Origin of the sequence: Methylibium sp. Root1272, from assembly GCF_001425905.1 — a bacterium.
Lineage (GTDB): Bacteria > Pseudomonadota > Gammaproteobacteria > Burkholderiales > Burkholderiaceae_C > Methylibium.
The window spans coordinates 324895-347271 of the sequence record NZ_LMDY01000012.1; the positions used below are offsets into that span (position 1 = coordinate 324895).

Sequence of the window (22377 nt, forward strand, 5' to 3'; positions counted from 1 at the left end):
TGTCCACGGAGCTGACCGGTGCGATCCGATGCGCCGCTGTCTGCGACGTCCTGTCAGGACAGACAATGCGGTCGGCCTGCCAACGCGGGCCACCACGCAACTTCAGGACTCCAGACTCCCCATGGCAACTGCAAAGAAGACGACGACCAAGACCGCGGTGAAGAAGACCGTGAAGGCCTCGACGGCGAAAGCCCTCGCGAAGCCGGTCGTCGCGGCCAAGAAGGCCAAGCCCGCCCAGGCCGCCGCGCCCAAGGCAATCGACGCCTCCAAGCCGATCAAGTCGGCCTTCAACAAGAGCCAACTGGTCGCCCACTTGGCCGCGGCGTCGGCCGTCGAGCCCAAGGCGGTCAAGGCCGTGCTCGCCTCGCTCGAGGCCACGATGCTGGCGTCCGTGCACAAGAAGGGCCTGGGCTCGTTCACGCTGCCGGGTCTGCTGAAGGTCAACGTCATCAACGTGCCGGCCAAGAAGAAGCGCACCGGCATCGACCCGTTCACCAAGGTCGAGCGCGTGTTCGCGGCCAAGCCGGCGACCGTGAAGATCAAGGTCCGCTCGCTGAAGAAGCTCAAGGACGCGGCGCTCTGACCTGAAGCCCTGAGCTGAAAGGTCGGTGTGCGCCTTCCGGGGCGCTGGGCCGGCAGTGGCACTCGAGTGCCACCGCCGGCCTTCTCCTTTCTGTTGGCGCGTGAGGGCTAAGCGGTTTGCCCTCTGGTGCCGCAGCGAGGCTCCAGTGGTGCGCTGCGCGGTCCGATGCAGCATGGCCTACCGACATCCCGGTGCGCGTGCCCCCGCTGCGCGGGGCCGGGCTGTGGCGCTGCGCGTCGAGCCACCGACCGAGGGCCGGCGTCTCGCCCCTGACGGGCGGCCATCCCTCACGCAACATGGCCAGGCCGGCGGAGCCGGCGGTCGCACGACGGCGGCCCGTCCCGTGGCCGGGTTCGCGGGACTGCTTCCTTCACGCTGCGCGTGAACGAGCCCGCTGGACGAACTGACCGGTGCTGCGCTCACGCCGCTGCGCTTCGTTCGCTGCGCGCCGCCCAGATCGTCCCCCCGTCCACCCGCCACGCCCGCAGCCGGGCCGCCGAGGACCTGAGAAGTGCCCGCCGCGGCTCGACCGCCGCGCCAGTCGCACGCCTGCGGCGTGCTTGGTGGCACGTCGGCCGCAGGGCCGCCGCGGCGGGAGGATCGTCGGGCGTCTGCGCGTTGCTGCGACGCCCGCGACGGGGCAACCCGTCGCCGGCGGGGCCCACCGCGCTCTCCCCATCAAGCCCCCGACCTTCGGCGAGGGGGACTTGTGGGGGGATCTTTCAGCGGTGGGCCGGGAAGCCGGCTCACTGCTTCGGCTGCAAGGCACCCCACCCATCCCCCACCCCTTCCCGTGAGGGAAGGGGCCTTGCCCACCCCCCGCCCGCCCGTGGGCGGGAGCGAGGAAGTCCGAGCGAGAGGATCAGTTTGCAGGGACACCCGCTCCGGGGTCCGGCTGGTCTCTCATGCAAGGAGAAGGTCATGGCCAACGTTCAAGTCATCCAGCGCCATGCGCACCTGGCGGGCGCGGTCAAGCTGGAGTTCGTCAACGGTCGCGAGGGCAAGGTCGCCAAGGCGGTGCTGACGGCGATCAGCAACACGCGGCGCGCGAACCGTGGTGCAGGCGAGGCGCGCGAGGAGGAATCCACCGCGATCCAGTGGACGCTGTGGGGCAAGCAGGCCGAGAACGCGGCCGAGTACCTGGGCAAGGGCTCGCACGTCAACATCGTCGGCCGCCTGCGCAACAACAACTACGAGAAGGACGGCGAGGAGGTCTACGCGCTAGCCTTCACGGCCGAGGAACTGGACTACCTCGACAGCAAGGCCGAGAGGGAGGCGCGCCGCACGCGCGGCCAGGGGCCGGCGCCGGCCGGTGGCGAGGGCGGCGAGCCGGGGACCCCCGCGGCGACGCGTACCCGCCGCACGCGCAGCGAGCGCCAGCCCGAGCCGGCGCACGCCTGAACCCACGGGGCGGGGCCCCGCGGCTCCGCCCATCGTCCCACCCACTACCGACGAGGTATGCCATGCACACCCAACCGACACTCGCGACCCGTTTCGCGAACAGCACGCGCGTGCTGCGCAGCGAGCAGCCGCTGGACGAAGAGCAGATGCGCCGCGCGGCGCCGTCGATCTTTGCCGAGGGCAAGCACGCCAGCCGCTCCGAGCGCTATACCTACATCCCGACCATCGACGTGCTGCGCGGACTGCGGCGCGAGGGCTTCGAGCCCTTCATGGTGGCCCAGGGCCTGAGCCGCATCGAGGGCAAGGCCGAGTTCACCAAGCACCTGATCCGCCTGCGCCACCATCGTGAGGGCAGCGGCCAGGTCAGCACGCGGCCCGAGGCCAACGAGATCATCCTCATCAACAGCCACGACGGCGCGAGCAGCTACCAGATGCTCGCCGGCCTGTTCCGCTTCGTGTGCTGCAACGGCCTGGTCTGCGGCCAGGTGGTCGAGGACATCCGCATCCCGCACAAGGGCAACATCCAGGGCGAGGTGATCGAGGGCGCCTTCCGCGTGCTCGACGGCTTCGAGGCCGTCGAGGCCTCGACCGACGCGATGAAGGCGATCGAGCTGAAGCCCGCCGAGGAGCAGGCCTTCGCGACCGCGGCGTTGGCGCTGCGTTTCGGCGAGCGCGGCGAGGGTCAGCCGCCGGCGCCGGTCACCGCCGCCCAGCTGATCGAGGCGCGGCGCTTCGAGGACGTGGGGCACAGCCTGTGGACCACCTTCCAGCGGGTCCAGGAGAACGCGCTGCGCGGCGGCCAGCCGGGCCGCAGCGTGCAGGGCCGGCGCATCCGCACCCGCGAGGTCGCGAGCATCGACCGCGGCGTGAGCCTGAACCGCGCGTTGTGGCTGCTGGCCGAGGAGATGCGCAAGCTCAAGGGCTGAGCGATCCGCCTGCGCTGGATTCGACGCCGAATCCAGCGTGAGGGCGCGGGCACCCCGCCGCGATCATCGGGCGGGGCGTGCGCGCCCGACCTTCGCGCGCTCGCCGGCTGGCGCCGGCTCGCGCGACCCGGCCGCCGGCCTTCGAGGCGCGGCGGCCGGGACCCTCCGACGCCGTCCTGGACGGTCGCGCCGGAGGACTCCCCGATGAAGACACTCGTGCTGGCCAACCAGAAGGGCGGCGTCGGCAAGTCGGCGGTCGCGACGCTGCTGGCCCACCACCTGCGCCGCCTGGGGCAGCGCGTGCTGGCGATCGACCTGGACCACCAGGCCAACTTCTCGCAGGCGCTGACGCGCTCGGGTCGCGCCGTGGTGGCCGAGGTCACGGCCGACCGGCTGCTGGCGCAGGCCGGCGTCGGCGTACCGGACGCGCCTTTCGTGCTGGTGTCCGGGCACCGCGAGCTGCTCGCGCTGGAGCGTCAGGCGGCGCAACACAACGCCTACGCGCGCAACGTCCGCGCCTTCCTGGCGGCGGTGGATGGGGTCTTCGACGTGGCGATCGTCGACACCAACCCCAACCCCGACATCCGCGTGATCGCCGCGCTGGCGTCAGCCGACTTCGTCGTCTCGCCGGTGCAGCTGAACCAGGAGGCGATGAGCGGCGTGAACATGCTGCTCAACCATGAGCGCGTCGGCATCCGCCGCATCAAGGCGGTGCTCAACCCCAAGCTGCAGCTCGTCGGCCTGCTGCCGACGATGGTCGAACCGACGCCCTTCCAGAAGGCCAATTACGTGCAGGTGGTGCAGGCCTTCCATCCGATCCTGATCCGCGTCGGCGACGGGCCCGGGGCCTTCGCGGCGATCCCGCGCCGCTCGTGCATCGCCGAGGCGCAGGCGAGCGGCGAGGTGCTGTGGGAGATGAAGAAGACCGCGGCGCGCGAGGCCTCCGCCGAGATCCGGCCGACGCTGGACGCGATCGCAGCGCGCGTGATGGGTGCCGCGATCCAGCCGGCCGAGGGGGCACCGCATGCCGCTGCAGCTTGAGGGCTACGCGCTGCTGCCCGACGAGGACGCGCCGGCGGCCGGCGCGCCTTTGCAGATCGCCATCGAGGCGATCGACGAAGACCCGGAACAGCCGCGGCAGGAGTTCGATGCCGCGGCGCTCGAGGAGCTCGCCACGACGATCCGCGCGCGCGGCGTGCGGCAGCCGATCTCGGTGCGGCCGCATCCCGAGGAGCCAGGGCGCTGGATGCTGAACTTCGGGGCACGACGCTTGCGCGCCTCGAAGCTGGCCGAACGGTCGCATGTGCCGGCCTTCGTGGACCATGCGGTCGACAGCTATGACCAGGTCATCGAGAACGAGCAGCGCGAGGGCTTGCAGCCGCTGGAGCTGGCGCTCTTCGTGCAGCGGCGCATGGCCGCCGGTGAGACACCTGCCGAGATCGCTCGCCGGCTGGGCAAGTCGCGCGGCTACCTGACCTTCGTCGGTGCGTTGATCGACGCGCCGGACTGGCTGATGGCGCTGTACCGCAGCGGTCGCTGCCGCGGCCTGGCCGAGCTGTACGAGCTGCGCCGGCTGCGCGGCAGCGAGCCAGCGGCCGTCGAGCGCTGGCTGGAGGCGGCCGGCAAGGTCACTCGGGGCGGGGTGCAGGGCTTGAAGGAGAGCCTGGAGCCGAGCCGGTTGGTCGAGGCGGTGGCGACCGCGGTCGCGGATGAGCCATCGTCACGGCGGGCTTCCCCCGAAGCCTCGATGAAGGCCGGCACGCCGCGTGCAGCCATCGTGCGGGCCCAGGCTGTCACGCTCTGGGGGCGGTGCGACGATGGCGACGTGATCGTCGACTTCGGGGCCGTGCCCGAGCGCGAGGGTTTCGTGTACGTGGTCCGACCCGAAGGCACCGAGCGCGTCGAGGTGGAGGCGTCCCGCGTCCGGCTGCTGCGCATCACGCGCAGCGTCGTATAACGGTTATCGGGCGGGGCCGGCCTCAGCCGTCGAGGCCGCTCGACAGCGCAGCCTCGTGGTCCTGTCCGCCGTAGAACACGCCGAGGATGGACACGCGCAAGGCCGCCTCGTCCACCGCGTACGCGATCACGGTGCGGCCGCGGTGGTGGGTGACCCGCAGGCCGGGGCGGAGGTCGTCGCGTGCGACGCCACGCAGCGGGAACCGGTTCAGGCCTTCGCAGGTGGCGACGATCGCGTCGGTGTAGTGCTGTGCGGTGGCCGGCGAGGCCTGCTCGGCGATGTAGAGGTACAGCGAGGCGAGCTGGTCGACCGCCTCGGGTGCGAAGTCGACGGTGTAGGCCATCAGGCCTTGGCGGTCGACTTCTTGTGCACGGCCGCAAGCCGGGCCTTGACCTCGCCAAGGCCGACGGCGCGCGACGGCTCGGCCTTCAGCGCGTCGTAGGCCGCGATCACATCGCGACGCAGCCAGTCCTCGACGGCGCGGTCGCGCGCGAGCAGGGCCCGCAGGCCGTCGCGGATCACTTCGCTCTCGGTGGCGTACTCGCCGGCGGCGACCTTCGCCCGCACGGCCTCGGCCATCTCGTTGGGCAGCGTGATGCTGAACTGCTGGGTGGAGCGCATGGCGGCCTCGCGTGATGTGTAGGATTGAATCCTACTACTTCCGCCGGTCCCGGGCGTGGCGGTTGGTGGTCCCGATGGGGCAGCACCTGGTACGTCACACGCTTCCGGCCGTCGTTCGGCGGTGCAGGCGGCGATGGTTCGGCTCGGCTCGGTGGCCTCGATCTTCGCGAGGCACCCACGCCGTCGCGTTGCGGCATTCGAGACCGAATCCAGCGCCTCGGACCTGCTGGTCCTCGACGAATATCAATGCATGGACGAGTGCAGGATAGGCGCCACGGCGCCGATGTCGGACACGCCGGCGCGTGCCGAGAAAGGACGGTCCTCTGGTCTCATGGCGTGCGCAGCGCGTGGACGCATCAGCGTCGATCTCGGTGGCCTAAAGGCCGCGCTCGCGGCACGTGCACGGGCGCGCGGCACGCTGCCGTCGGCCTTCGTGCGCGAGGCGTTGGCTGCGGCGCTGGGGCAGGGCGCTGTCATCGAACTACCGCGTGGTGCGGAAAAGCCTCCCGCCACTGACACCGTCCGCCTGTCGCTGCGCCTGCCGCGCCAGGCCCGCGACGCGCTGTTGTCGGCCGCGCAAACCTCGGGCCTGTCGACCGGCGACTTCGTGGCCGGCCTGTTGTCCCAGGCGCCGGCACTGACCGACGCCGCCGGCGCCACTGCCCGCCTCGCCACGCTGACCGCATCCTGCGCTGAGCTGGCCACGCTGTCGCGCAACCTGAATCACCTGACGACGCTGCTGCGCCAGGGCTCGGGCCGGGCGGCGCAGGAGTACCGCGCCATGCTCGACGAGGTGGGCGCCGACGTGCGCGCGCATTTGGCCCTGGCCTCGTCGGTCGCCGCCGAACTGCAGCCGCTGGTCCGTCCGCGGCGTCCACGCGCGGCACAGGCCGTGGGCTGATGCGTATCGAGGTGCCGTGATGACCGAACCCAAGGCGATCGACGGTGTGCTGGTCCAATGGGGCGACCGCCTGTTCTACCCCGGCAACCGCATCGTCAGGCCGCGGTCCGAACCGCGGCTGCGGCCACCGGGTCTGGCGGACCGCGCTGCCGCGGTCCGCGCGCGCATCGCGGCCACCGTGCTGCGCCGCGCACCGCAGGTGATGGTCAAGGTCACGGGTGGCGGGCGCGGCATGAAGGCGATCGCGGCCCACTTCCGCTACATCAGCAAGCAAGGCCGGCTCGAGATCGAGGACGAGCGCGGCCAGACCACCCAGGGCCGCGACGCGGTGCGCGAGCTGGTCGACGAGTGGCGCCATGGCGGCAGCCGGATCGACGACCACAGCGAGCGGCGCGAGGCCTACAACTTGATGCTGTCGATGCCGCGCGGGACGGCCGACGCATCGATCGTCCTGCGCGCCGCGCGCGAGTTCGCGCAGGCCGAGCTGGCCGACCACAAGTACGTGATGGTGCTGCACGACCACCAGGCCAATCCGCACGTGCACCTGAGCGTGCGCGCCGAGTCGCGGCACGGCCGGCGACTCAACCCGCGCAAGGCCGACCTGCAGCGCTGGCGCGAGACCTTCGCCGAGAAGCTGCGCGGCCACGGCATCGACGCCGAGGCGACGCGGCAGGCGACGCGCGGCGCGACGCGGGCACATCCGTCGCTGTGGCAGGTCAAGGCCGGCGAGGACGGGCGGCTGTTGCGGCCGCGTGGGGCGGCTCGCAACGGCGTGACCTCGGCCGGCCGCCAGTCGGCGCTCGAAGCCTGGTCACAGATCGGCCGCGCCCTGGCGCGCTCCGGCGATGCCGGTGACCGCCGGCTCGCCGAAGCGATCGGGCGTTTCACGCGGGAGGGGGAGGTCGACCGTGGGGCGGCGCGGTCACCCAGCGGCGCGGCGCAAGGGCGGCCGCGCTGAGGGCGGCGACGCTATGTCGACCGAGAAGCAGGGTGAGTGACTTGCGGTAATGCTGGATGAATATACAGTATCCAGCCGACTTCACTTCACGCATGTCCTCCGTCCACCGATCGCTATGAACGCCCCGCTCCTCCCCGAAGTGCTCCTCGGTCCGCGTCGCGACGACGAGCCAGCCTTGCCCCTTGAGACCGAGGGCGTGCAGCGCTACGTGTGGGAGGGCGCCTTCGGCCCGATGCTGATCGAGGTGCGGGAGGGGGCGGCCTTCGTGAACGGACAGCGCGTCACGTCGATCGGGGAGATGCGTGAAGCCTCCGTCGCAGGTCAAGGCACTCCGCCGGCCGCGAGTTCCGGGGACGTGTCCCCTCCCGATGGCTCACCGATGACGTATCGAGAATGATCCAATTCAGATGGGATCGACAACGCACAAGCCTACCCTTGACCTGGCGAAGCAACGGTTGAAGAAGCATAGGAGTGCCGCATGACGAGCAGAACCATCGCGAAGGCGAACCCGCACATCGGATCGGACTTCGCCGACTTCATGGAGGACGAGGGCCACTACGGAGATGCCCAGGCGATCGCGGTCAAGCGGGTGCTGGCCTACCAGCTGGAGCGCGACATGCAGAAGGTCAAGCTGACCAAGGCAGCGATGGCCCGACGGATGGGGACCACGCGGGCGCAGCTCGATCGGCTGCTGAATCCCGAGAACCCGTCGACGACGCTGCAGACGCTGGTGAAGGCGGCCGGCGCGGTCGGCAAGCGGATCAAGATCTCGTTCGTGAACGCCTAAGTCGTCAGCCGGGCCAGACCGGCAGCTTGTTGCGGTGGCGGTGGTCGTTCTCCGACCTCGAGCCGACCGTCAGGTATCGTGGAGTAGACGCTGATGTGGAACCGTGATCCTGTCCTTGGCCTTGAGCACAACCGTGCGGCAGCGATGTTTGCGCGTGCGCTCAGCCTGAAGGCATCGCCACAGCGAGTCTTCCCGCGGGGGCGTCAGTTGCGATTGCGTTGCTTGAGCTGCAATCGGCCTCAGCGCTCCATCCCGTGGCGCGGGTGGTCAGATCAGCGGAAGTGACTTGGCTGTCAGGGCGTCCCGGGCGAGATGTGCCAAGTAGGCTCCACCGCCAACCAGCAGCAGGACACGAGCGAGTCGTTTCCACTCGTCCTCGGCTTCCCACTTGTAGACCCGATGCATCAGGCAGGCCAGAGCGGTCGCCGTCGTGATGCTGTGAAAGAACCGCCGATGGTTCGGGTGCACCGCGGGTTCCAAGATATCCGGAAGAGACGGCAAGCACGCGGCCGCGGCTCCCATGGAGATGGACGCCACGCCAACAGGGCGGCCTTCGCGGTGCTGGACAACTGCGGTCGCGGCCGCGACGGCGAAGAAGTTGAAACTGGCGTGTTCGGCTGCGCAGGCCATGGCCCCTCCTTGAATTGTCGCTTCGTGCGTTAGCTGCCAAAAAGCCGACGGCGATCTTTGCAATACGTCTTGACGGCCACGAGCAAGAAGCTGCCGAGCGATATCCAGGCGGCCATGTCGTAGCGGCGCATGAGATGGTCCCCGAGCACGTCTGTTAGTGGCGCCAGTGGGCCACGCAGCTCGAGTCCGCTGACGAGTACAGGGCCCATGATCTGGAAGCCGATAAAGAAGGCCACCCCGAAGGCAAGCGCAAGCTTCGTCTTCGTGGAATGACTGAGCACCAGCAGGACCTCGACAAGCCAATCGACCATGTTGTGATCTCGCTTAGGTTCAGCCAGCGACCGCCGCCTTCGCGGCTTCGATCGCAGCTTCCGAGCCCTGAAACTCGATCGTCCGGATGCTTCCATCCGGCTTTCGACTGAACCGGACCGTCACACCACCATGCCGCGCCGCTGCACTCCGCGCCTTCTTGGTGATGTGCTTCTCGGCATCGGCCATGGCTGCTCGCATCAGGTCGGCCTTGCTGGGGAGCTTGATGTCGATCTTGATCATTTGCGATCCTTCGGCGGGCAGGGGTCGTTGCCGTAGGAGTCGCGGGCACGGATTCGGTCGTTGCGACCGTGGATCAGGAGCTCCCCTTGGCCCTGACGCGCCATCTGTCGCCCGGCCTGGATGGCCTGCGCCTGCGTTCCGAACACCTGGGTCGCGCGCTGTCCACCTTCACGGAGCGTGCCCCAGCCGTTGTCGCGCTGAACGATGTGAACGTTGTTCCGGTTGGCCATCACGAACCTCCAGTTCGCTGAAGTTGACGGAAGTGAGTTTACAAACCATACTTAAAAAAGTCAATACGTAAACAAACGGGCGCGGAGAACACCATGATCGGAAACCGACTTAAGAGGGCGCGAGGAGCCTGTGGCTTGTCGCTGCGCGAGCTTGAGGCTGCGATCCAAGGGCAGGTCTCGGCACAAGCCATCGGCAAGTACGAGCGCGACGAGATGATGCCGAGCTCCACGATCCTGCTGGCTCTATGCAAGGCCTTGCAGGTCTCGCCGGAGTACCTGCTCAGCGAGCGCGAGATCGCGCTGACGGGCGTGGACTTTCGCAAGGCACCGCATGCGGGCGCCAAGGAAGAACGTGCCGTGGAAGCTTCTGTGCTCGACCAGGTCGAGCGCTACTTGGAGCTGGAGGAGTTGCTGCCCGGCGTGGAGCAGCCCTGGAATGCCCCTGCCGGGGAAGCTTTTGACGTCAGCCGCATCGAGGACGCCGAGCAGGCCGCCGACGCCTTGCGGCATCTATGGAAGCTGGGCATCGACCCGATCCCGCTCATGGCCGAACTGCTGGAGGACAAGGGCGTGAAGGTCATTGCCCTGGACTTGCCGGAGAACGTTTCTGGCTCCAAGGCCTTCGTGCAGCGTCCAGAGCGGGAGGAAGTGCCGGTGATCGTTGTCAATCAGAGCCATAACGGCGAGCGGCAGAGGTTCACGCTGGCCCACGAACTTGCGCACTTGGTGTTGCGCTTCAGTGGGCTAAACGACGCGGAGCAAGAGAAGGCCGCCGATCGATTCGCGGGAGCCTTCCTGATGGCCAAGGACATGGTTCTAGGGTTGCTCGGTACGCACCGCACGTCGATCGCGATCGGTGAGCTGGCTGAGCTGAAGAAGATCTTCAAGGTCAGCATCGCCTCGCTGGTGGTTCGCTGCGCTCAGCTCGGCGTTCTGCCGAAAGCCGCCTACGGCCGGTTGTGGGCCCAGATCAAGGATTTGGGATGGAACAGCCAAGCGTCCGCCGAACCCAACCTTCTGCCGCCCGAAGTGCCGCAACGCATGGAGCGTCTGTGTCTGCGCGCGGTGGCTGAGGGAGCCATATCGGAGGCCCGTGCCGCGGAACTGCTGAACATCAGCGTCCGCGAGCTGGATCGCCGACTGATGGGTCAGGGTGCCTGAGTAGTCATGGTTATCCTGGTCTCGGACACTTCCGTGCTGATCGACTTGGAGCGAGGCGGGCTCCTGGAGCCCGCCTTTTCATGCGGCCTCACCATGGTGGTGCCAGATCTGCTGTACGCGCGTGAGCTTGAATCGGACAACGGGCCTTTGCTGCGGCGTCTCGGGCTGGGTGTTGTGGCGCTCACCCCAGACGAAGTGGTCTTTGCCCAGGAGCTCCGTCAGCAGCAGCCCGGCTTGTCGCTTCCCGACTGTTTTGCCCTTAGCTGTGCGCTGCGACCGGAGCATGCCTTGGTGACTGGCGACAAGCTCTTGCGTACGGAGGCGCAATCTTGGAAGTGCACGGTTTACGGGTTGCTGTGGATCCTCGACCAGATGGAGGCATCCGGAACCGTTGGCACGGCAACGCTCCACGAGGGCCTGACACGTATCTCGAATCACCACCGCTGCCGACTGCCCAAAAGCGAAGTTCAAGGTCGGATGCAACGATGGTCGCCTCTTGCGTGAGTAGACCGACGATTGACTGAGACTCTTCGACCCGCGGCAGCTATCGACGTGCCATGGCGGGGCCTTGGCAGCGGGGGCTGATAAGCGGCCCAACTTTGGCAAGTCGACCCTGCCGCCTGAAAGTCCGGGATAGAAGACTCCCTTCTACCCCTGGGCAGCGAAACCGAGGTTCATAGGCGCGGAAACGGCCGGCCAGACGGACCGCGGATGTACGGATATCCAGGCTGTTAATTTATACGGCACTACTGGTAGTGCCTTGACTCCTCAGGAAGCCTGTATATAGTGTTTGGCAGCACTCTTTCGGATTGAGTGCTAACGCATCTGGCGAACCCCTTCCCGCAAAAATCCGAAACGGAGTTCGACAGTCATGCCGACAGCACACACCATCACCTTCTACCCCGTCGGCAACGGCGACACCTGCCAGATCCTCCTGGCCGGCGGCAAGCGCGCCCTGTTCGACTACTGCCACCGAAGGGTGGCGGAGGACGAGAACGACCCTCGGATCGACCTGAAGAAGCACCTCCAGGACGAACTGAAGTCGGCCAAGCGCGACTACTTCGACATGGTTGCGTTCACGCACGCCGATACGGATCACATCTGCGGCAGTACCGACTTCTTTGAGTTGCGCCACGCCGCCCTCTACCAGGGCAACGGCCGCATCAAGATCAACGAACTGTGGCTGCCCGCGGCGATGTTGATCGAAGATGTCGCTCGCGAGCAAATGAGCGACGAGTTCGCGATCCTGCGCCGCGAGGGGCGGCATCGCCTTCTTGAAGGCAAGGGTATCCGCGTGTTTTCCAAGCCCCAAGCCCTGCTCGATTGGCTACACCCAGCGCTGCGCGCGCGAGGCGAGCCGGTCACCGCGCGCGATCACCTGTTTGTCGATGCCGGCACGGTCGTCGACAGCTTCTCGCTCGCCAACGACAGCATCGAGTTCTTCTGCCACTCGCCGTTCATCAAGCATTGCGACGAAGGCGACGTTGTCCGCAACGACGCATCGCTCATCTTCAACGTGCGCCTGCGGGCCGACGGCGCCGACTACGACTTCATGCAGGTCGGCGATAGCACCTGGGAAGTGCTCGAAGATGTGGTAGCCATCACCCGAGCCCACAGTAACGATGACCGCCTGCGCTGGAACCTATTCAACATACCGCACCACTGCAGCTACCGTGCGTTGAGCGACGTGAAGGGAGAGCGCGAAACTGTCCCCAAGCCGCGCATCAAGGAACTGCTTCTTGAGGGCCAAGCCGGGGCCTACCTCGTCAGTTCGAGCAATCCGATCCCTGACTCGTCGGACATGTACAAGCAGGATCAACCGCCGCACATTCAGGCACGCAAGGCCTACGAGTCCCATCTGCGCCAAGTAGCCGGGCGCAAGTTTCTGGTAACGATGGAGGAGCCTAACGCGACGAAGCCCAAGCCCTTGACCTTCGAGGTCACGGCCGGCGGTGTTTCGTGGATCAAGGCCATCGTCGGGGCCCCCGCCATCGTCGGTGCGACGGCTCCAAGGGCCGGGCTGGCATCCCCGCCTTCGCGCTTGGGCTGATGCCGAACGAGTTCTACGCGATCTCGGGCGTCCGGAAGTTGGCCGGTCCGGACGGTCTCACGATCGCCCGCGCCTGCGCCCTTGCCGATGCTTTGATCCGACACAAGGACTTTGACATCATCGAATGCTTGGCGCGCGACGACAACGGGGACGCGGAGGCCGAGTTCTTGATCGTCGAAGTCCGATGTGATGCGGTGCCGCCGAACAACCCGCACGGCATCGGCTACCCCGAGCGACTGGCACTTGGGGTAGCGAAGGATCCGAAGCATCTGGTCGCAGTCCATGCGCTGCGGAAGACCTTTCCACGGCTGATGCACCAGAACCTGACGCCCGAAGGCGCGCCGGCAGGTCTGTGCCTGTACTACGAACCGACCCGCGCTGTGCAGCGCACGTGGACACCTCAGAACTTTCTCAGCCGAATTCAGACGTGGCTGGAGAAGGCCGCACGCGACGAACTCCATGCCGCTGACCAACCGGCGGAACAGCTCTTCTTTATGACGCCGTTCGAACTGGTCCTGCCATGGAACTTCGACCAGCTTCGCCAGGCGGCTGACGTGGCGTTCCAGGTGATCGAGGGGCCAGATCGTCCTGGGCCTGGCCGAACATACTTTCTTCGTCCGACGTCTAAGGGCGCACAGCCAGAACGCGCATTTGCGCCCATCCTGTTGCGGCTGCAGCCGGTCATCCATGGCCGCGTCGACATCGACCCGCCCGACCTTGGCGGCTTGGCTGATCTGCTGGCGGCGCGAGGACTGAACCTCCGTCTCAGCATCGCGCAAGCCGTGCAGGAGCAAGTCGGCACCGAAGGTGCTCCAGCTGCTGCCGACAGCAATTTCTCGGTGCTACTGCTGGAGATCCCCGTGAGCCGGGCCGAAGGAGCCGCGGTCGAGCACGTCGTCCGGCGGGCGTACTTGCTACCGCAGGGCCCGCTCAAGCTCGGCGCGAGCTGCGGTGCACTGATGCTGCAGAGTGACCGGTACTACAGGGAACAGCTGGCCGGACCGTTCGCGCCGCCGCCCGGCGACGGGTGGCGTGCCATGGCGACCCCGGCCATGGAAGTGCAGCAGGGCCTTGATCGGACCGGTGCTCGCAGGCAGTCCGGAATCGTCGACGAAGGCCCCACCGGTACCTTCGTCGGCGCTGGCGCACTAGGCAGTGCTGTTCTCGACCTATGGACGCGGTGCGGTTGGGGCCAGTGGACCGTGATCGACAACGACCATGTGAAGCCGCATAACCTGGTGCGTCACATTGCTCGATCTGGCCAGATCGGAGCATCTAAGGCGCAGGCCATGGCTGAGTTGCACGACGCTGTGATGCGCGGAGCCGGAACGATGACCGCGATACACGCGGACGCTTGCGAACTGGACAACGCCGATGTGCTCGCCGCCCTAACAAGGGCCACGCTGGTCGTTGACGCATCGACTACGCTCGACTACCCGCGGCTCGTGAGCACCCGAGACGACATAGCGCGCCATGCCTCGATCTTCGTGACGCCCGACGCCAACGGCGCAGTCCTTTTGATGGAGGATGCGAAACGAGCGATCCGTCTGAGGACGCTGGAGGCACAGTATTACCGTGCCTTGATCCAACACGACTGGGGTCGTGAGCATCTGGCACAGCATCTGGGCAAGTACTACAGCGGCGCTAGCTGCCGCGACATCTCCTACGTCATGCCGTACACGCGGCTGCAGGCACACGCCGCCTTGCTTGCCGAGCAATTGCAGTTGGCCGCAGCCGACTCGGAGGCGGCCATCCGTATCTGGGCGCGCGAACCGAGTACTGGGACGGTGTTGGCGCAGCAGGTGCCTGTGAGCACTGAGCGCGCGATGAAGCTTGGCAACTCGACGCTGTTCATCGACCAAGGTCTGGAAGAGAAGTTGCGCACGCTGCGAGCGGAAGGGCTCCCTTCCGAGACAGGCGGAATCTTGCTGGGCCACTACGACTTCAATGTCGATGCGGTTGTTGTCGTCGACGCGCTTGCGGCGCCCGCCGATAGCCTGGCCTCGACAGCGTCCTTCGAACGCGGTGTCGAAGGTGTGATGGAGTCCGTCACCGAAGCCAGCAGACGAACAGCGAATATCGTTCGCTACATCGGCGAGTGGCATAGCCATCCCCCAGGGCACAGCACAAGGCCTAGCCGCGACGACTTCTTTCAGCTTGTCTACCTCGCCGCAGGCATGGCACACGAAGGCCTGCCCGCACTACAACTGATCGTCGGCGACCACGAGCTGAGCGTCGTGAGCATGCAGGTGTCATGAGTTCTGCCGAAAGCAATCCGCGCATCGCTCTGGTGCTGTCGGGTGGGGGCGTGAGGGCGATGGTGTTCCACCTCGGTGTCCTGCGGCACTTGGCAGAGCGTGGTGCCCTTGAGCATGTGCACCGGTTGTCGAGCGTGTCGGGCGGCAGCTTGTTGGTCGGGCTCATCCTGCAGAGCGCAGGCATGCGTTGGCCCAGGTCAGCCGAGTTCCTGTCCACGACCTACCCGGCGCTGCGCGACAAGTTATGCAGCTCCAGCTTGCAATGGGCCGCCGCGCGGCAGTTGCTGAATCCCTTGCGCTGGCGCTTCGCATTGTCGCGGGCGAACCTGCTCGCCCTGGCACTGCGCAAGCACTGGGGCGTGAAGGCCAGGCTGGCGGATCTGCCACGCACGCCCGAGTGGTCAATCAACGGCACGACCGCCGAAACGGGTCGACGGTTCCGGTTCAAGCCGGAGAGCATTGGCGACTACCAGCTCGGCTATGCCCATCCCGGCGAGTTCCAGCTGGCCAGCGCACTTGCGGTGTCAGCAGCTTTCCCAGGCGGCTTTGGACCATTGACTCTCGCTGCGAGCCGGTTCGTGTGGAAGAAACGCCCGTCGTGGGACAGCGACCCCGAGTCTGTGCAGCCAGTCGACATCGGATTCCGCCGGCTACACCTATACGACGGTGGCGTGTACGACAACCTCGGGCTTGAGCCCTACTTCGACGCAGGGCATGGAGTTCCCAAACACAAGAGTTTGTTCATTCTGGTGTCGGACGCGGGGGCACCGCTGCCCACTGGTTTTTCGTACGGCGTGATGAGCCCCTGGCGGCTCAAACGGGTGGCTGACATCATGTCCGAGCAGGCTCGTGCTCTACGAGTCCGTACGTTCACTAGCTATTTGCAGAGGACACCTGGTGCGGGAGCTTATGTATACATTGGCGCATCTAGTGCCGTGGGAGGAAGCACAGGGAGCAGCCAGCACCCGGCTCTCTTCCCGACGACGCTGCGTCGGCTGACGCGCACAGAGTTCGATCTCCTGGCCGACCATGGCTATCAGATCGCCGACGCCGTCGCGGCCGAGCATGCGATTGGGTCTGCAGCGGCCGGCCTTGACGTGGAGGAATCGCTATGAGCACCGCGCTGAAGCAGGTAGGCACTCGATTCTGGACTTGCGCGGCCGCAACCCGAAGTTGGTCGCCTTCAGCGACCGCTACGAACAGTACGGCACGTAAGGCACGACCGCCTACTATGGGGTGAGAACCATCCGAGCCGGCAGCGAGGGCATCGCTTCGGTCATGTGATGCCACACCAAGTCGCCGCGAGCGGCTGCTCGCGCGATTCCCTGTCGGTTCCCCATCGCGCCGCTTCGGCCAGCGAGGAGACGAACAGCATCGTAGGGCGATCGCCAGTGTCGATGAGCGCAGCGGTGGCGACGACTGTTGAAGGGCTCACGTTGTAGCGTAGCCCTTTGATGAATGAGCGCCGTTCCGTCACGAGCCGATCGACCAGCTGCATCTCGAACAAGTTGTCGACGGGCAACCACTGCAGGGTCACCGCCATCAGCGACAGCTCGGCGATCGTCGGGATGCCTGTCTCGTTCACTGCAAAGGTCGCGATGGTCAGCATTCGCACCCCGTCCGTGGCTCCCCACAGGGTCAACTCCGCCTCGAAACGACGCCCCAGCCGCCGGTAGAGCGCTTCGTCGAGCGCAAAGGCCTGGTCGGGCACATGCTTGATCACGGCCCTGTAGCCATAGCGTGCCGGCACGATCTCCTTCACTTCGCCGATCAGCAGCATCAGTTGCTGCGGCCGGCCCGGCGCCGCTACTGCATGGCGCCAGTGCCCGAGGCGACGCGCATTGAGTTGGTCGCGCTGCTCGACCGTGAAGACTTCGGGGATGTAGAGGCGGCTGCGCAGCGATTCACCACGGGCGATCTTGTGTTCGGCGGCTTGCAGCAGGTGCTTGCGCACCGTGCCCCAGCTGCGCTTGCCCGCGAAGCCGGGCTCCCATCGCGTCAGCCCGGCCTGATCCCACAGGTAGTGCAGCAGTGCGCGCAGCGACAGCTTGCTGCCGTCGGACACCACACTGTCGGCCGAGGGGCTACCAGGCTCCGGTAGCTTTGATCGGCCGCCGAGCTTGGACATCGAGAAGCCGAGCTTCAAGGCCGTCTCGCCGGTCGTCGGGTCTTCAAGGATCGCGGAGCCGAGGACCTGACCGAGGCCCGAAGCCTCTGGGGGCGGTTCATAGGAGGGGCAATCCGGGGCGTGGTGGCTCCCAGTTCCGGGCATGCGCTTGACGATGTAGCTCTCGCCGAGCCGGGCGACGTACATCTCGACGCCGACGACTAGGCACAGGCATCTCGGCCTGAGCCGCTCGGAATGCGCTTCCGCCAGCGCAGCCGCAAGACCTTCATCGTCCGACGACCACCGGTGACGCCCGATCAGATAGATGGCCATGACGCCGCTCGGGAGTGCGGAGCTCGAAGGCCCGCTATCGAACGAGCGCCGTGCGCTCCCGTCCGCGCTGCGGCTCCGGCGTCGGGCGGGTGACCACCCGCTGCGAAGGCGCCGCCTTGTCGTACACCTTGACCTTGTGCACCTCGCCCGCCGCCAGGCGCTTTGCCAGGTTGGCTGCCGCGGCTGCCATGATGACTTCCCGCCGCTTCTCGGGCACTCGCTGGGCGACCAGCACGGCCTCGATCGCGGCGAGCACCGTTTTGCGACTGCCGCTGCCGCGGCTCGAGGGCTTGGCGGTCGTTGCGCCCGCCTCGGCCCCGGCCGCCCGCTCGATGCGGTTCACCTGTCGCGCCTCGCGCTCCTTGCGCAAGAGCTCGAGGTCGCCCGGCACCGGCTCGTAGCCGATCGTCTTGACGCCGCGCACGCTGGCCTCGAGCCAGACCAGGCGCCGGAAGTCGTCATGACCGGACACGCGCAGCGCCTCCCAGTGCCGCGTTTCAGCCACGTCGACCATCGAGCGGGCGACCGAGGGGTTGTTGGTGTCGGTGGCAAGCCGGAAGGTCGACTCTGTGAACGCCACGCGGGCGGCGTCGCCTCGGTAGTGGTACTCGGTCTGCCCGAGCGGGCGGTCGCCGACGGTGACGACTGCGCGCTTGACGATGTAGCGGTCGTTCAGCGCCGCTTCGAGGCGCGCCACCAGCGCGGCGCGCTCGGCCTCGGCATCGATGCGGGCGACGATGGTTTCGGCGATGGCGGCCGGCGGCGAGGGCTCAGCCTTGCCGGACGGCGCCATGCCGCGTTGCGAGGCTTCTGTTCTATTGGGCTCGAGCCAGGTCGGCCGCTGCCAGGTGCCCTCGACCTTGTGGACGAAGCTGCGTTGTCCCTGCTCGTCGATCGCCGTGAAGCGCAAGGCGTTGACGCGGTCGGCCTTGACGACCATGTCCCCGAACGTCGTCGCGTGATAGATCAGATCCGTCGTCGGGTCACGCAGTTCGAAGCGCGGGCCCTCGGGCTCGGGTGTCTGGAACCGCGCCTTGGCCACAGCGGCACGATCGTTCGGCTCGACGACGCCCCCCGGGGTGGAGGGCGAAGCTGCGCGAGCGGGCAAGTCATCCATGGAAGCCTCCTTGCTTGATCAGCCTCACTGCGCCGCCGTGCGCTGGGCGGACGGTGCTCCGAACCCTTCCACGGTCGCCACGATCGGCGCGGCGCGATAGACCTCGATCTCGACGCGCCGGTTGAGCGCGCGACCGCCCAGCGTGCTGTTGTCGGCCGCGTGGTCGCCGACCGGCTGCCAGGTGGTGCGGATGCGTGCCGGCTCGACACCGGCCTGCACCAGCCAGCGCTCAACGGCGGCGGCACGTTGGCGGGCGACCGCGCTTTCTACGGAGGAGTCGACCGAGCCGTCGGTACGACCGCGCAGCAGGATCAGCGGCGCCCCCCGCACGGCCTCGACGATCCGCGTCGCATCGGCATCCGGCAGGGTCATCCTGGTGCTGCCGAAAGCGAACAGCACCGGCACGAGCAGGTTGCGCTGCGCGGCGGGGGAGGTCGATTGCAGCAGGGCCTGCTGGTGCTGCGTCAGTCTGGCTGCGGTAAGACCGCTTGCTTCCGCGCTGCGCACGCTCTCGGTAGCCATCAGCCTCGTGTTTTGCAGCTCGTGACGGCAGGTCTGCAGTTCGACCGCCATCGACGTGTTGGCCGGCCGCTTGCGCGACTCGTCGACGGTCGGCGGCTTCGGTGGAGCGCCGCAGGACGACACGAGCAGCAGCCACGGCAGCCAGGGCAGGAGGGGGGCGGAAGGGTTCATGTCGAGGCTCCTTCTTCCAAGAGCTGCAGGCTTGGTAACTCGTGCCACGCTGCGTCGTCGTCGGCGCGGTCGGGTAATGCCGGCTCGACCTCGCCGCCGTGCCGCCCGGCGACGCGCGTGGCGCCGAAGAACTGGTCGAGCGAGGCATCGATGTCCACGGGCGTCTCGGCTGCGGCGAAGTCGGGCAGGTCGGTCGAGGCGAGGGCGAGCTGTTCCAGCCTCAGCGTTTCGCCGGCGCCGATCTCGTCCGGGGCGTGGACCCAGCGTTGCTGGACGCGGGCGAAGTGCAGGTCCATGTCGATCGCCGGCACGGCGGGCGGCGGCCGCAGCCGGTCGCGGAAGGCCGGCTCGCGGTGGTAGCGCAGCTTCTCGCCGAGGATGGGCTTGCAGTTCTCCATCACGATGACCAGCCGCTCGACGCCGAGCTCCTTGAACTCCTGGGGCAGCAGCAGCGCCCGACGCTGGTCCGACTCGTTGCGGCTGACGGTGGTCTGGCCACGGCCGCTGAACGAGCGGCTGCGGCCGCGCGAGGTGGAGCGCTCGGTGAAGTGCCCGAGCATCGCGCTGTACTCGTCGGCGTCGCGCTGCTCACGCGGCGCGTAGAGGATCTGGAGGCCGTGGTTGGTGGCGAAGCTGCGCGCCTCCTTCTCGCCGTAGACGGCGTCGAGCTGCGACATCGCCTGCACGACGGTCAGCAGCCGCAGGTTGTACCCTGCGAGGAAAGCAACCGCCGTGCTGATGACGCCGACCCGGCCCATCGCCGTGAACTCGTCGTTGACGATCAGGCACTGCAGCTTGAGGCTCGGGTCCTGGCGGGGCAGGGTGCGCGTGTTCAGGCTCACCAGCTGCGAGAAGAAGAGGTTCAGCAGCGGCCGAGCGCTGGCCAGCCGGTTCGGTGGCACGCGCACGTAGACCGACATGCGCCGCCGCCGCAGGTCCTCGAGCTGGAAGTCGTCGGCGCTGGTGGCCGCGTCGACGATCGCATCGGCAAAGATCACCAGCGGCGCGTTGAAGGTCGCGACGACGCTCGACAGCGTGTTCTCGGAGTTGGACAGCAGCCGCTGCAGGGCGTCGACGCATTCGTCGGACAAGGGCTGGCCGTCTTCCTGACGCTGTCGGATCACGGCCGTGAAGTGATCCTTCATCGGCTGCCCCTTGCCGGAGGACTGGCGCAGCATCTCGCCGATCGTGCGCGGCAGATCGGGCGTCTCCAGCAGGTACAGCCCGATGCCGAGGAAGAGGTTGCGGGCCTGGTCGTTGAAGAAGGCTTCAGACGAGCTTCCGCCGCCTTCGTTCGGAAAGAACACCTGGCCGACCGCGAGCAGGTCGCCGACCCGGTGCAGCGGACTGGTGCGCACCGTGCTCAGCGGGTTCCAGCGGTGGCTGCGCGCGCCTTCGTCGAAGGGCGAGAAGGCGTAGACCGCCTGGCCGCGCGCCGCGCGGTAGCCGGCCGTCACGTCGTAGTTCTCGCCCTTGATGTCGAGCACCACGACCGAGTCGGGCCAGTTCAGCAGGTTCGGAATCACGACGCCGACGCCCTTGCCGCTGCGGGTCGGCGCCGACAGCATCACCGACAGCTGGCCGGGCAGGGCGAGAAACTGCCGGCCGTGGCGGCCGACGAGGATGCTGGAGCCTGTGCCGCGGAGCAGCCCGGCACGGCGGATCTCGGCCGCGTTAGCGAAGCGGGCGTTGCCGTGCAGCGGCCGACGCCGGCGCGCCGCGGCGACGAGCGCGGCCGGGAGCGCGATCAGCACGCCGACGCCGGACAGGAGGATCGAGGCGAGCAGCTTGCGGCGCAGCGGCGGATCGTCCGCGTAGAGCGTCCAGTAGTGCAGCAGGCTGGTGACATCGGCCTGGCGCGGATCGGCCTTGTTCAACAGCAGGAAGAGCACCGCGGCGGCGTACGTGGCCGCGATGACCAGCACGAGGCCCGCCAGTCCCACGAAGACGCACGCGGCAGCCTTGCGCCCGGCTGGCCAGGCCGCCAGCGGCATCGGGAGGACGCCGCTCATGCCGCCGCCCCCATGGCGTCGTCCCAGCGCGCCAGGCGCTGGCGTCGCGGCTCGTAGTACAGCTCCGAGACGAAGCGCCCGCGCTCGTCGCGGTCGAACTGCACCACCACGTCGACCACGACGCCGAGCAGCCACTTGATCTCGTGCATGCGCAGGCCGCCGCCGGCGCCGCTCTCGCGGATCATCAGCGCCATCTGCTCGAAAGCCAGCGCGCAGCTGCCGGCATGCACGCTGGTGATGCTGCCGGGGTGTCCGGAGGCCGCGAGCCGCACGAAGTGGAAGCATTCGTCGCCGCGCACCTCGGCCAGGAAGATGCGGTCCGGCTTCATGCGCAGGCAGGCTTCGAGCAGCGACTTGGCGGTCACCTTCGCCGTGCCTTGGGCGTCCTTGCTGTAGTACAGGTGGACGACGTTGGGGTGATGCGGCAGCGTCAGCTCGGCGGTGTCCTGGATCGTGATCAGGCGCTCGTGGCGCGGCACCTCCTCGACCAGGCCCTTCATGAAGGTGGTCTTGCCCGAGCCGGTCTTGCCGCTGACGACGATGGTCTGGTGGCGACGCACCGCCAAGCGCAGAAAATCGGCCCAGCGGCCGGCCTCCTTCAACGCGAGCAGTTCGCGCTCGAGAGGCAGCAGCTCGCTCGACGCCGCGTGGGTCACCGTGGCGGTGCGCTCGAACAGGCCGTCACGCTCGAAGTCCTCGAGTCGCTTGATCAGCCCGGAGGGCTTGCGGATCGTGATCGACACCGTGCCGCGCGTGACCGCCGGCGGGATTGCGAACTGCACCCGCTCGCCGCTTGGCAGCGTGGCCGACAGCAAGGGGCGCTCCGCGTCGATGCGCTGGTCGCCATAGGTCGCCACCGCCGTGGCCAGCGACAGGCAGCGCTCAAGCGTGAGCTCGGGTGCCGCGGCGGGCGTCCATCCTTGCGCCGTCTCGACCAGCATCCGGCCGGGCTGGTTGACACAGACCTCGAGCACGCCGGGTGCGTCGAGCTGGGCGCGCAGCGGGCGCAGGAACTCGTTGACCGAGGTCGCGTCACCGGCCCAGGCCGCTGGCGGGCCGTCAGCGGCCGCGCTCGCGAGGGTGACAGCCTTGTCGCTCAT

General features: G+C 67.6%; 25 protein-coding genes. 14 read left to right on the forward strand and 11 right to left on the reverse strand.

Annotation, left to right across the window (positions count from 1 at the left end):
• Positions 1-121 precede the first annotated feature (121 nt).
• The 5 genes from ASC67_RS07355 to ASC67_RS07375 all read left to right on the forward strand — a co-directional run bounded on the left by ASC67_RS07355 (position 122) and on the right by ASC67_RS07375 (position 4867).
• On the forward strand, positions 122-583 hold the full coding sequence (locus ASC67_RS07355; RefSeq protein ID WP_056317211.1) for an HU family DNA-binding protein: 462 nt from the start codon (positions 122-124) through the stop codon (positions 581-583).
• 921 nt (positions 584-1504) lie between these two features.
• Positions 1505-1984, forward strand: coding sequence for a single-stranded DNA-binding protein (locus ASC67_RS07360; RefSeq protein ID WP_056317215.1), 480 nt, complete (start codon positions 1505-1507; stop codon positions 1982-1984).
• 62 nt (positions 1985-2046) lie between these two features.
• Positions 2047-2910, forward strand: coding sequence for a DUF932 domain-containing protein (locus ASC67_RS07365; RefSeq protein WP_056317218.1), 864 nt, complete (start codon positions 2047-2049; stop codon positions 2908-2910).
• Positions 2911-3114: 204 nt separating this feature from the next.
• Entirely contained in the window at positions 3115-3951 is an 837-nt protein-coding gene (locus tag ASC67_RS07370) for a ParA family protein (RefSeq protein WP_056317220.1), read from the forward strand.
• Positions 3935-4867 carry a ParB/RepB/Spo0J family partition protein gene (locus ASC67_RS07375; protein WP_056317223.1) on the forward strand — a complete coding sequence of 311 codons (933 nt, stop codon included), beginning with the start codon at positions 3935-3937 and terminating at the stop codon, positions 4865-4867. The genes ASC67_RS07370 and ASC67_RS07375 overlap by 17 nt, the downstream gene beginning before the upstream one ends.
• A 22-nt stretch (positions 4868-4889) precedes the next feature.
• On the opposite strand, the gene ASC67_RS07380 is transcribed toward ASC67_RS07375, so the two are convergent.
• Positions 4890-5210, reverse strand: a complete 321-nt coding sequence (locus ASC67_RS07380) for a type II toxin-antitoxin system RelE/ParE family toxin (protein WP_056317230.1) — start codon at positions 5208-5210, stop codon at positions 4890-4892.
• Positions 5210-5488 carry a type II toxin-antitoxin system ParD family antitoxin gene (locus ASC67_RS07385; protein ID WP_056317234.1) on the reverse strand — a complete coding sequence of 93 codons (279 nt, stop codon included), beginning with the start codon at positions 5486-5488 and terminating at the stop codon, positions 5210-5212. The genes ASC67_RS07380 and ASC67_RS07385 overlap by 1 nt, the downstream gene beginning before the upstream one ends.
• Positions 5489-5639: 151 nt before the next feature.
• Between ASC67_RS07385 and ASC67_RS07390 the strand changes: the two genes are divergently transcribed.
• The 4 genes from ASC67_RS07390 (at position 5640) to ASC67_RS07405 (ending at position 8134) form a co-directional block, all read left to right on the forward strand.
• Entirely contained in the window at positions 5640-6389 is a 750-nt protein-coding gene (locus tag ASC67_RS07390) for a hypothetical protein (protein ID WP_156466689.1), read from the forward strand.
• 19 nt (positions 6390-6408) lie between these two features.
• Positions 6409-7347, forward strand: coding sequence for a relaxase/mobilization nuclease domain-containing protein (locus ASC67_RS07395; protein WP_056317240.1), 939 nt, complete (start codon positions 6409-6411; stop codon positions 7345-7347).
• 115 nt (positions 7348-7462) lie between these two features.
• Positions 7463-7744, forward strand: a complete 282-nt coding sequence (locus ASC67_RS07400; RefSeq protein ID WP_056317244.1) for a hypothetical protein — start codon at positions 7463-7465, stop codon at positions 7742-7744.
• 81 nt (positions 7745-7825) lie between these two features.
• A complete protein-coding gene (locus tag ASC67_RS07405) occupies positions 7826-8134 on the forward strand; it encodes an XRE family transcriptional regulator (protein WP_056317247.1) in 309 nt (102 codons plus the stop codon).
• Between the two features lie 267 nt (positions 8135-8401).
• On the opposite strand, the gene ASC67_RS07410 is transcribed toward ASC67_RS07405, so the two are convergent.
• The 4 genes from ASC67_RS07410 to ASC67_RS07425 are packed head-to-tail and all read right to left on the reverse strand — an operon-like array spanning position 8402 to position 9546.
• Entirely contained in the window at positions 8402-8764 is a 363-nt protein-coding gene (locus tag ASC67_RS07410) for a metal-dependent hydrolase (RefSeq protein ID WP_056317251.1), read from the reverse strand.
• 29 nt (positions 8765-8793) lie between these two features.
• Positions 8794-9075, reverse strand: a complete 282-nt coding sequence (locus ASC67_RS07415) for a hypothetical protein (RefSeq protein WP_056317255.1) — start codon at positions 9073-9075, stop codon at positions 8794-8796.
• A 19-nt stretch (positions 9076-9094) separates the two neighbouring features.
• Positions 9095-9316 (reverse strand): hypothetical protein, encoded by a 222-nt coding sequence (locus tag ASC67_RS07420; RefSeq protein WP_056317258.1) that lies wholly within the window; start codon positions 9314-9316, stop codon positions 9095-9097.
• Complete coding sequence (locus ASC67_RS07425) at positions 9313-9546, reverse strand: DUF2188 domain-containing protein (RefSeq protein ID WP_056317262.1); 234 nt, start codon at positions 9544-9546, stop codon at positions 9313-9315. Before ASC67_RS07425 ends, ASC67_RS07420 begins: the two co-directional genes overlap by 4 nt.
• 93 nt (positions 9547-9639) lie before the next feature.
• Between ASC67_RS07425 and ASC67_RS07430 the strand changes: the two genes are divergently transcribed.
• The 5 genes from ASC67_RS07430 to ASC67_RS07450 all read left to right on the forward strand — a co-directional run bounded on the left by ASC67_RS07430 (position 9640) and on the right by ASC67_RS07450 (position 16130).
• Entirely contained in the window at positions 9640-10707 is a 1068-nt protein-coding gene (locus ASC67_RS07430) for an XRE family transcriptional regulator (RefSeq protein WP_056317265.1), read from the forward strand.
• 6 nt (positions 10708-10713) lie between these two features.
• Positions 10714-11211 (forward strand): hypothetical protein, encoded by a 498-nt coding sequence (locus tag ASC67_RS07435; RefSeq protein ID WP_056317268.1) that lies wholly within the window; start codon positions 10714-10716, stop codon positions 11209-11211.
• A gap of 367 nt (positions 11212-11578) precedes the next feature.
• The gene (locus ASC67_RS07440) at positions 11579-12757 is read left to right on the forward strand and encodes a hypothetical protein (protein ID WP_056317271.1); all 1179 of its coding nucleotides are present in this window, start codon (positions 11579-11581) and stop codon (positions 12755-12757) included.
• Positions 12757-15015, forward strand: coding sequence for a ThiF family adenylyltransferase (locus ASC67_RS07445; RefSeq protein WP_056317272.1), 2259 nt, complete (start codon positions 12757-12759; stop codon positions 15013-15015). The genes ASC67_RS07440 and ASC67_RS07445 overlap by 1 nt, the downstream gene beginning before the upstream one ends.
• Entirely contained in the window at positions 15012-16130 is a 1119-nt protein-coding gene (locus tag ASC67_RS07450) for a patatin-like phospholipase family protein (protein ID WP_056317276.1), read from the forward strand. The genes ASC67_RS07445 and ASC67_RS07450 overlap by 4 nt, the downstream gene beginning before the upstream one ends.
• Positions 16131-16291: 161 nt before the next feature.
• Here ASC67_RS07450 and ASC67_RS07455 read toward each other — a convergent pair whose 3' ends face one another.
• The 5 genes from ASC67_RS07455 to virB11 are packed head-to-tail and all read right to left on the reverse strand — an operon-like array spanning position 16292 to position 22377.
• Complete coding sequence (locus tag ASC67_RS07455; protein ID WP_082535869.1) at positions 16292-17455, reverse strand: DUF1173 domain-containing protein; 1164 nt, start codon at positions 17453-17455, stop codon at positions 16292-16294.
• Between the two features lie 34 nt (positions 17456-17489).
• Positions 17490-18572 carry an LPD7 domain-containing protein gene (locus ASC67_RS07460; RefSeq protein ID WP_056317283.1) on the reverse strand — a complete coding sequence of 361 codons (1083 nt, stop codon included), beginning with the start codon at positions 18570-18572 and terminating at the stop codon, positions 17490-17492.
• Positions 18573-18596: 24 nt separating this feature from the next.
• Positions 18597-19265 carry an OmpA family protein gene (locus ASC67_RS07465; protein WP_056317287.1) on the reverse strand — a complete coding sequence of 223 codons (669 nt, stop codon included), beginning with the start codon at positions 19263-19265 and terminating at the stop codon, positions 18597-18599.
• The gene (locus ASC67_RS07470; protein WP_056317290.1) at positions 19262-21277 is read right to left on the reverse strand and encodes a type IV secretory system conjugative DNA transfer family protein; all 2016 of its coding nucleotides are present in this window, start codon (positions 21275-21277) and stop codon (positions 19262-19264) included. The genes ASC67_RS07465 and ASC67_RS07470 overlap by 4 nt, the downstream gene beginning before the upstream one ends.
• Entirely contained in the window at positions 21274-22377 is a 1104-nt protein-coding gene (virB11, locus tag ASC67_RS07475; RefSeq protein WP_056317293.1) for a P-type DNA transfer ATPase VirB11, read from the reverse strand. Before virB11 ends, ASC67_RS07470 begins: the two co-directional genes overlap by 4 nt.

Bases quoted from the DNA above. Each gene is read 5' to 3' on its own strand.
- ASC67_RS07355 (WP_056317211.1), top strand. From the start codon at position 122: ATGGCAACTGCAAAGAAGACGACGACCAAGACCGCGGTGAAGAAGACC.
- ASC67_RS07360 (WP_056317215.1), top strand. From the start codon at position 1,505: ATGGCCAACGTTCAAGTCATCCAGCGCCATGCGCACCTGGCGGGCGCG.
- ASC67_RS07365 (WP_056317218.1), top strand. From the start codon at position 2,047: ATGCACACCCAACCGACACTCGCGACCCGTTTCGCGAACAGCACGCGC.
- ASC67_RS07370 (WP_056317220.1), top strand. From the start codon at position 3,115: ATGAAGACACTCGTGCTGGCCAACCAGAAGGGCGGCGTCGGCAAGTCG.
- ASC67_RS07375 (WP_056317223.1), top strand. From the start codon at position 3,935: ATGCCGCTGCAGCTTGAGGGCTACGCGCTGCTGCCCGACGAGGACGCG.
- ASC67_RS07380 (WP_056317230.1), bottom strand. From the start codon at position 5,210: ATGGCCTACACCGTCGACTTCGCACCCGAGGCGGTCGACCAGCTCGCC.
- ASC67_RS07385 (WP_056317234.1), bottom strand. From the start codon at position 5,488: ATGCGCTCCACCCAGCAGTTCAGCATCACGCTGCCCAACGAGATGGCC.
- ASC67_RS07395 (WP_056317240.1), top strand. From the start codon at position 6,409: ATGACCGAACCCAAGGCGATCGACGGTGTGCTGGTCCAATGGGGCGAC.
- ASC67_RS07400 (WP_056317244.1), top strand. From the start codon at position 7,463: ATGAACGCCCCGCTCCTCCCCGAAGTGCTCCTCGGTCCGCGTCGCGAC.
- ASC67_RS07405 (WP_056317247.1), top strand. From the start codon at position 7,826: ATGACGAGCAGAACCATCGCGAAGGCGAACCCGCACATCGGATCGGAC.
- ASC67_RS07410 (WP_056317251.1), bottom strand. From the start codon at position 8,764: ATGGCCTGCGCAGCCGAACACGCCAGTTTCAACTTCTTCGCCGTCGCG.
- ASC67_RS07415 (WP_056317255.1), bottom strand. From the start codon at position 9,075: ATGGTCGATTGGCTTGTCGAGGTCCTGCTGGTGCTCAGTCATTCCACG.
- ASC67_RS07420 (WP_056317258.1), bottom strand. From the start codon at position 9,316: ATGATCAAGATCGACATCAAGCTCCCCAGCAAGGCCGACCTGATGCGA.
- ASC67_RS07425 (WP_056317262.1), bottom strand. From the start codon at position 9,546: ATGGCCAACCGGAACAACGTTCACATCGTTCAGCGCGACAACGGCTGG.
- ASC67_RS07430 (WP_056317265.1), top strand. From the start codon at position 9,640: ATGATCGGAAACCGACTTAAGAGGGCGCGAGGAGCCTGTGGCTTGTCG.
- ASC67_RS07435 (WP_056317268.1), top strand. From the start codon at position 10,714: ATGGTTATCCTGGTCTCGGACACTTCCGTGCTGATCGACTTGGAGCGA.
- ASC67_RS07440 (WP_056317271.1), top strand. From the start codon at position 11,579: ATGCCGACAGCACACACCATCACCTTCTACCCCGTCGGCAACGGCGAC.
- ASC67_RS07445 (WP_056317272.1), top strand. From the start codon at position 12,757: ATGCCGAACGAGTTCTACGCGATCTCGGGCGTCCGGAAGTTGGCCGGT.
- ASC67_RS07450 (WP_056317276.1), top strand. From the start codon at position 15,012: ATGAGTTCTGCCGAAAGCAATCCGCGCATCGCTCTGGTGCTGTCGGGT.
- ASC67_RS07455 (WP_082535869.1), bottom strand. From the start codon at position 17,455: ATGGCCATCTATCTGATCGGGCGTCACCGGTGGTCGTCGGACGATGAA.
- ASC67_RS07460 (WP_056317283.1), bottom strand. From the start codon at position 18,572: ATGGATGACTTGCCCGCTCGCGCAGCTTCGCCCTCCACCCCGGGGGGC.
- ASC67_RS07465 (WP_056317287.1), bottom strand. From the start codon at position 19,265: ATGAACCCTTCCGCCCCCCTCCTGCCCTGGCTGCCGTGGCTGCTGCTC.
- ASC67_RS07470 (WP_056317290.1), bottom strand. From the start codon at position 21,277: ATGAGCGGCGTCCTCCCGATGCCGCTGGCGGCCTGGCCAGCCGGGCGC.
- virB11 (WP_056317293.1), bottom strand. From the start codon at position 22,377: ATGAGCGACAAGGCTGTCACCCTCGCGAGCGCGGCCGCTGACGGCCCG.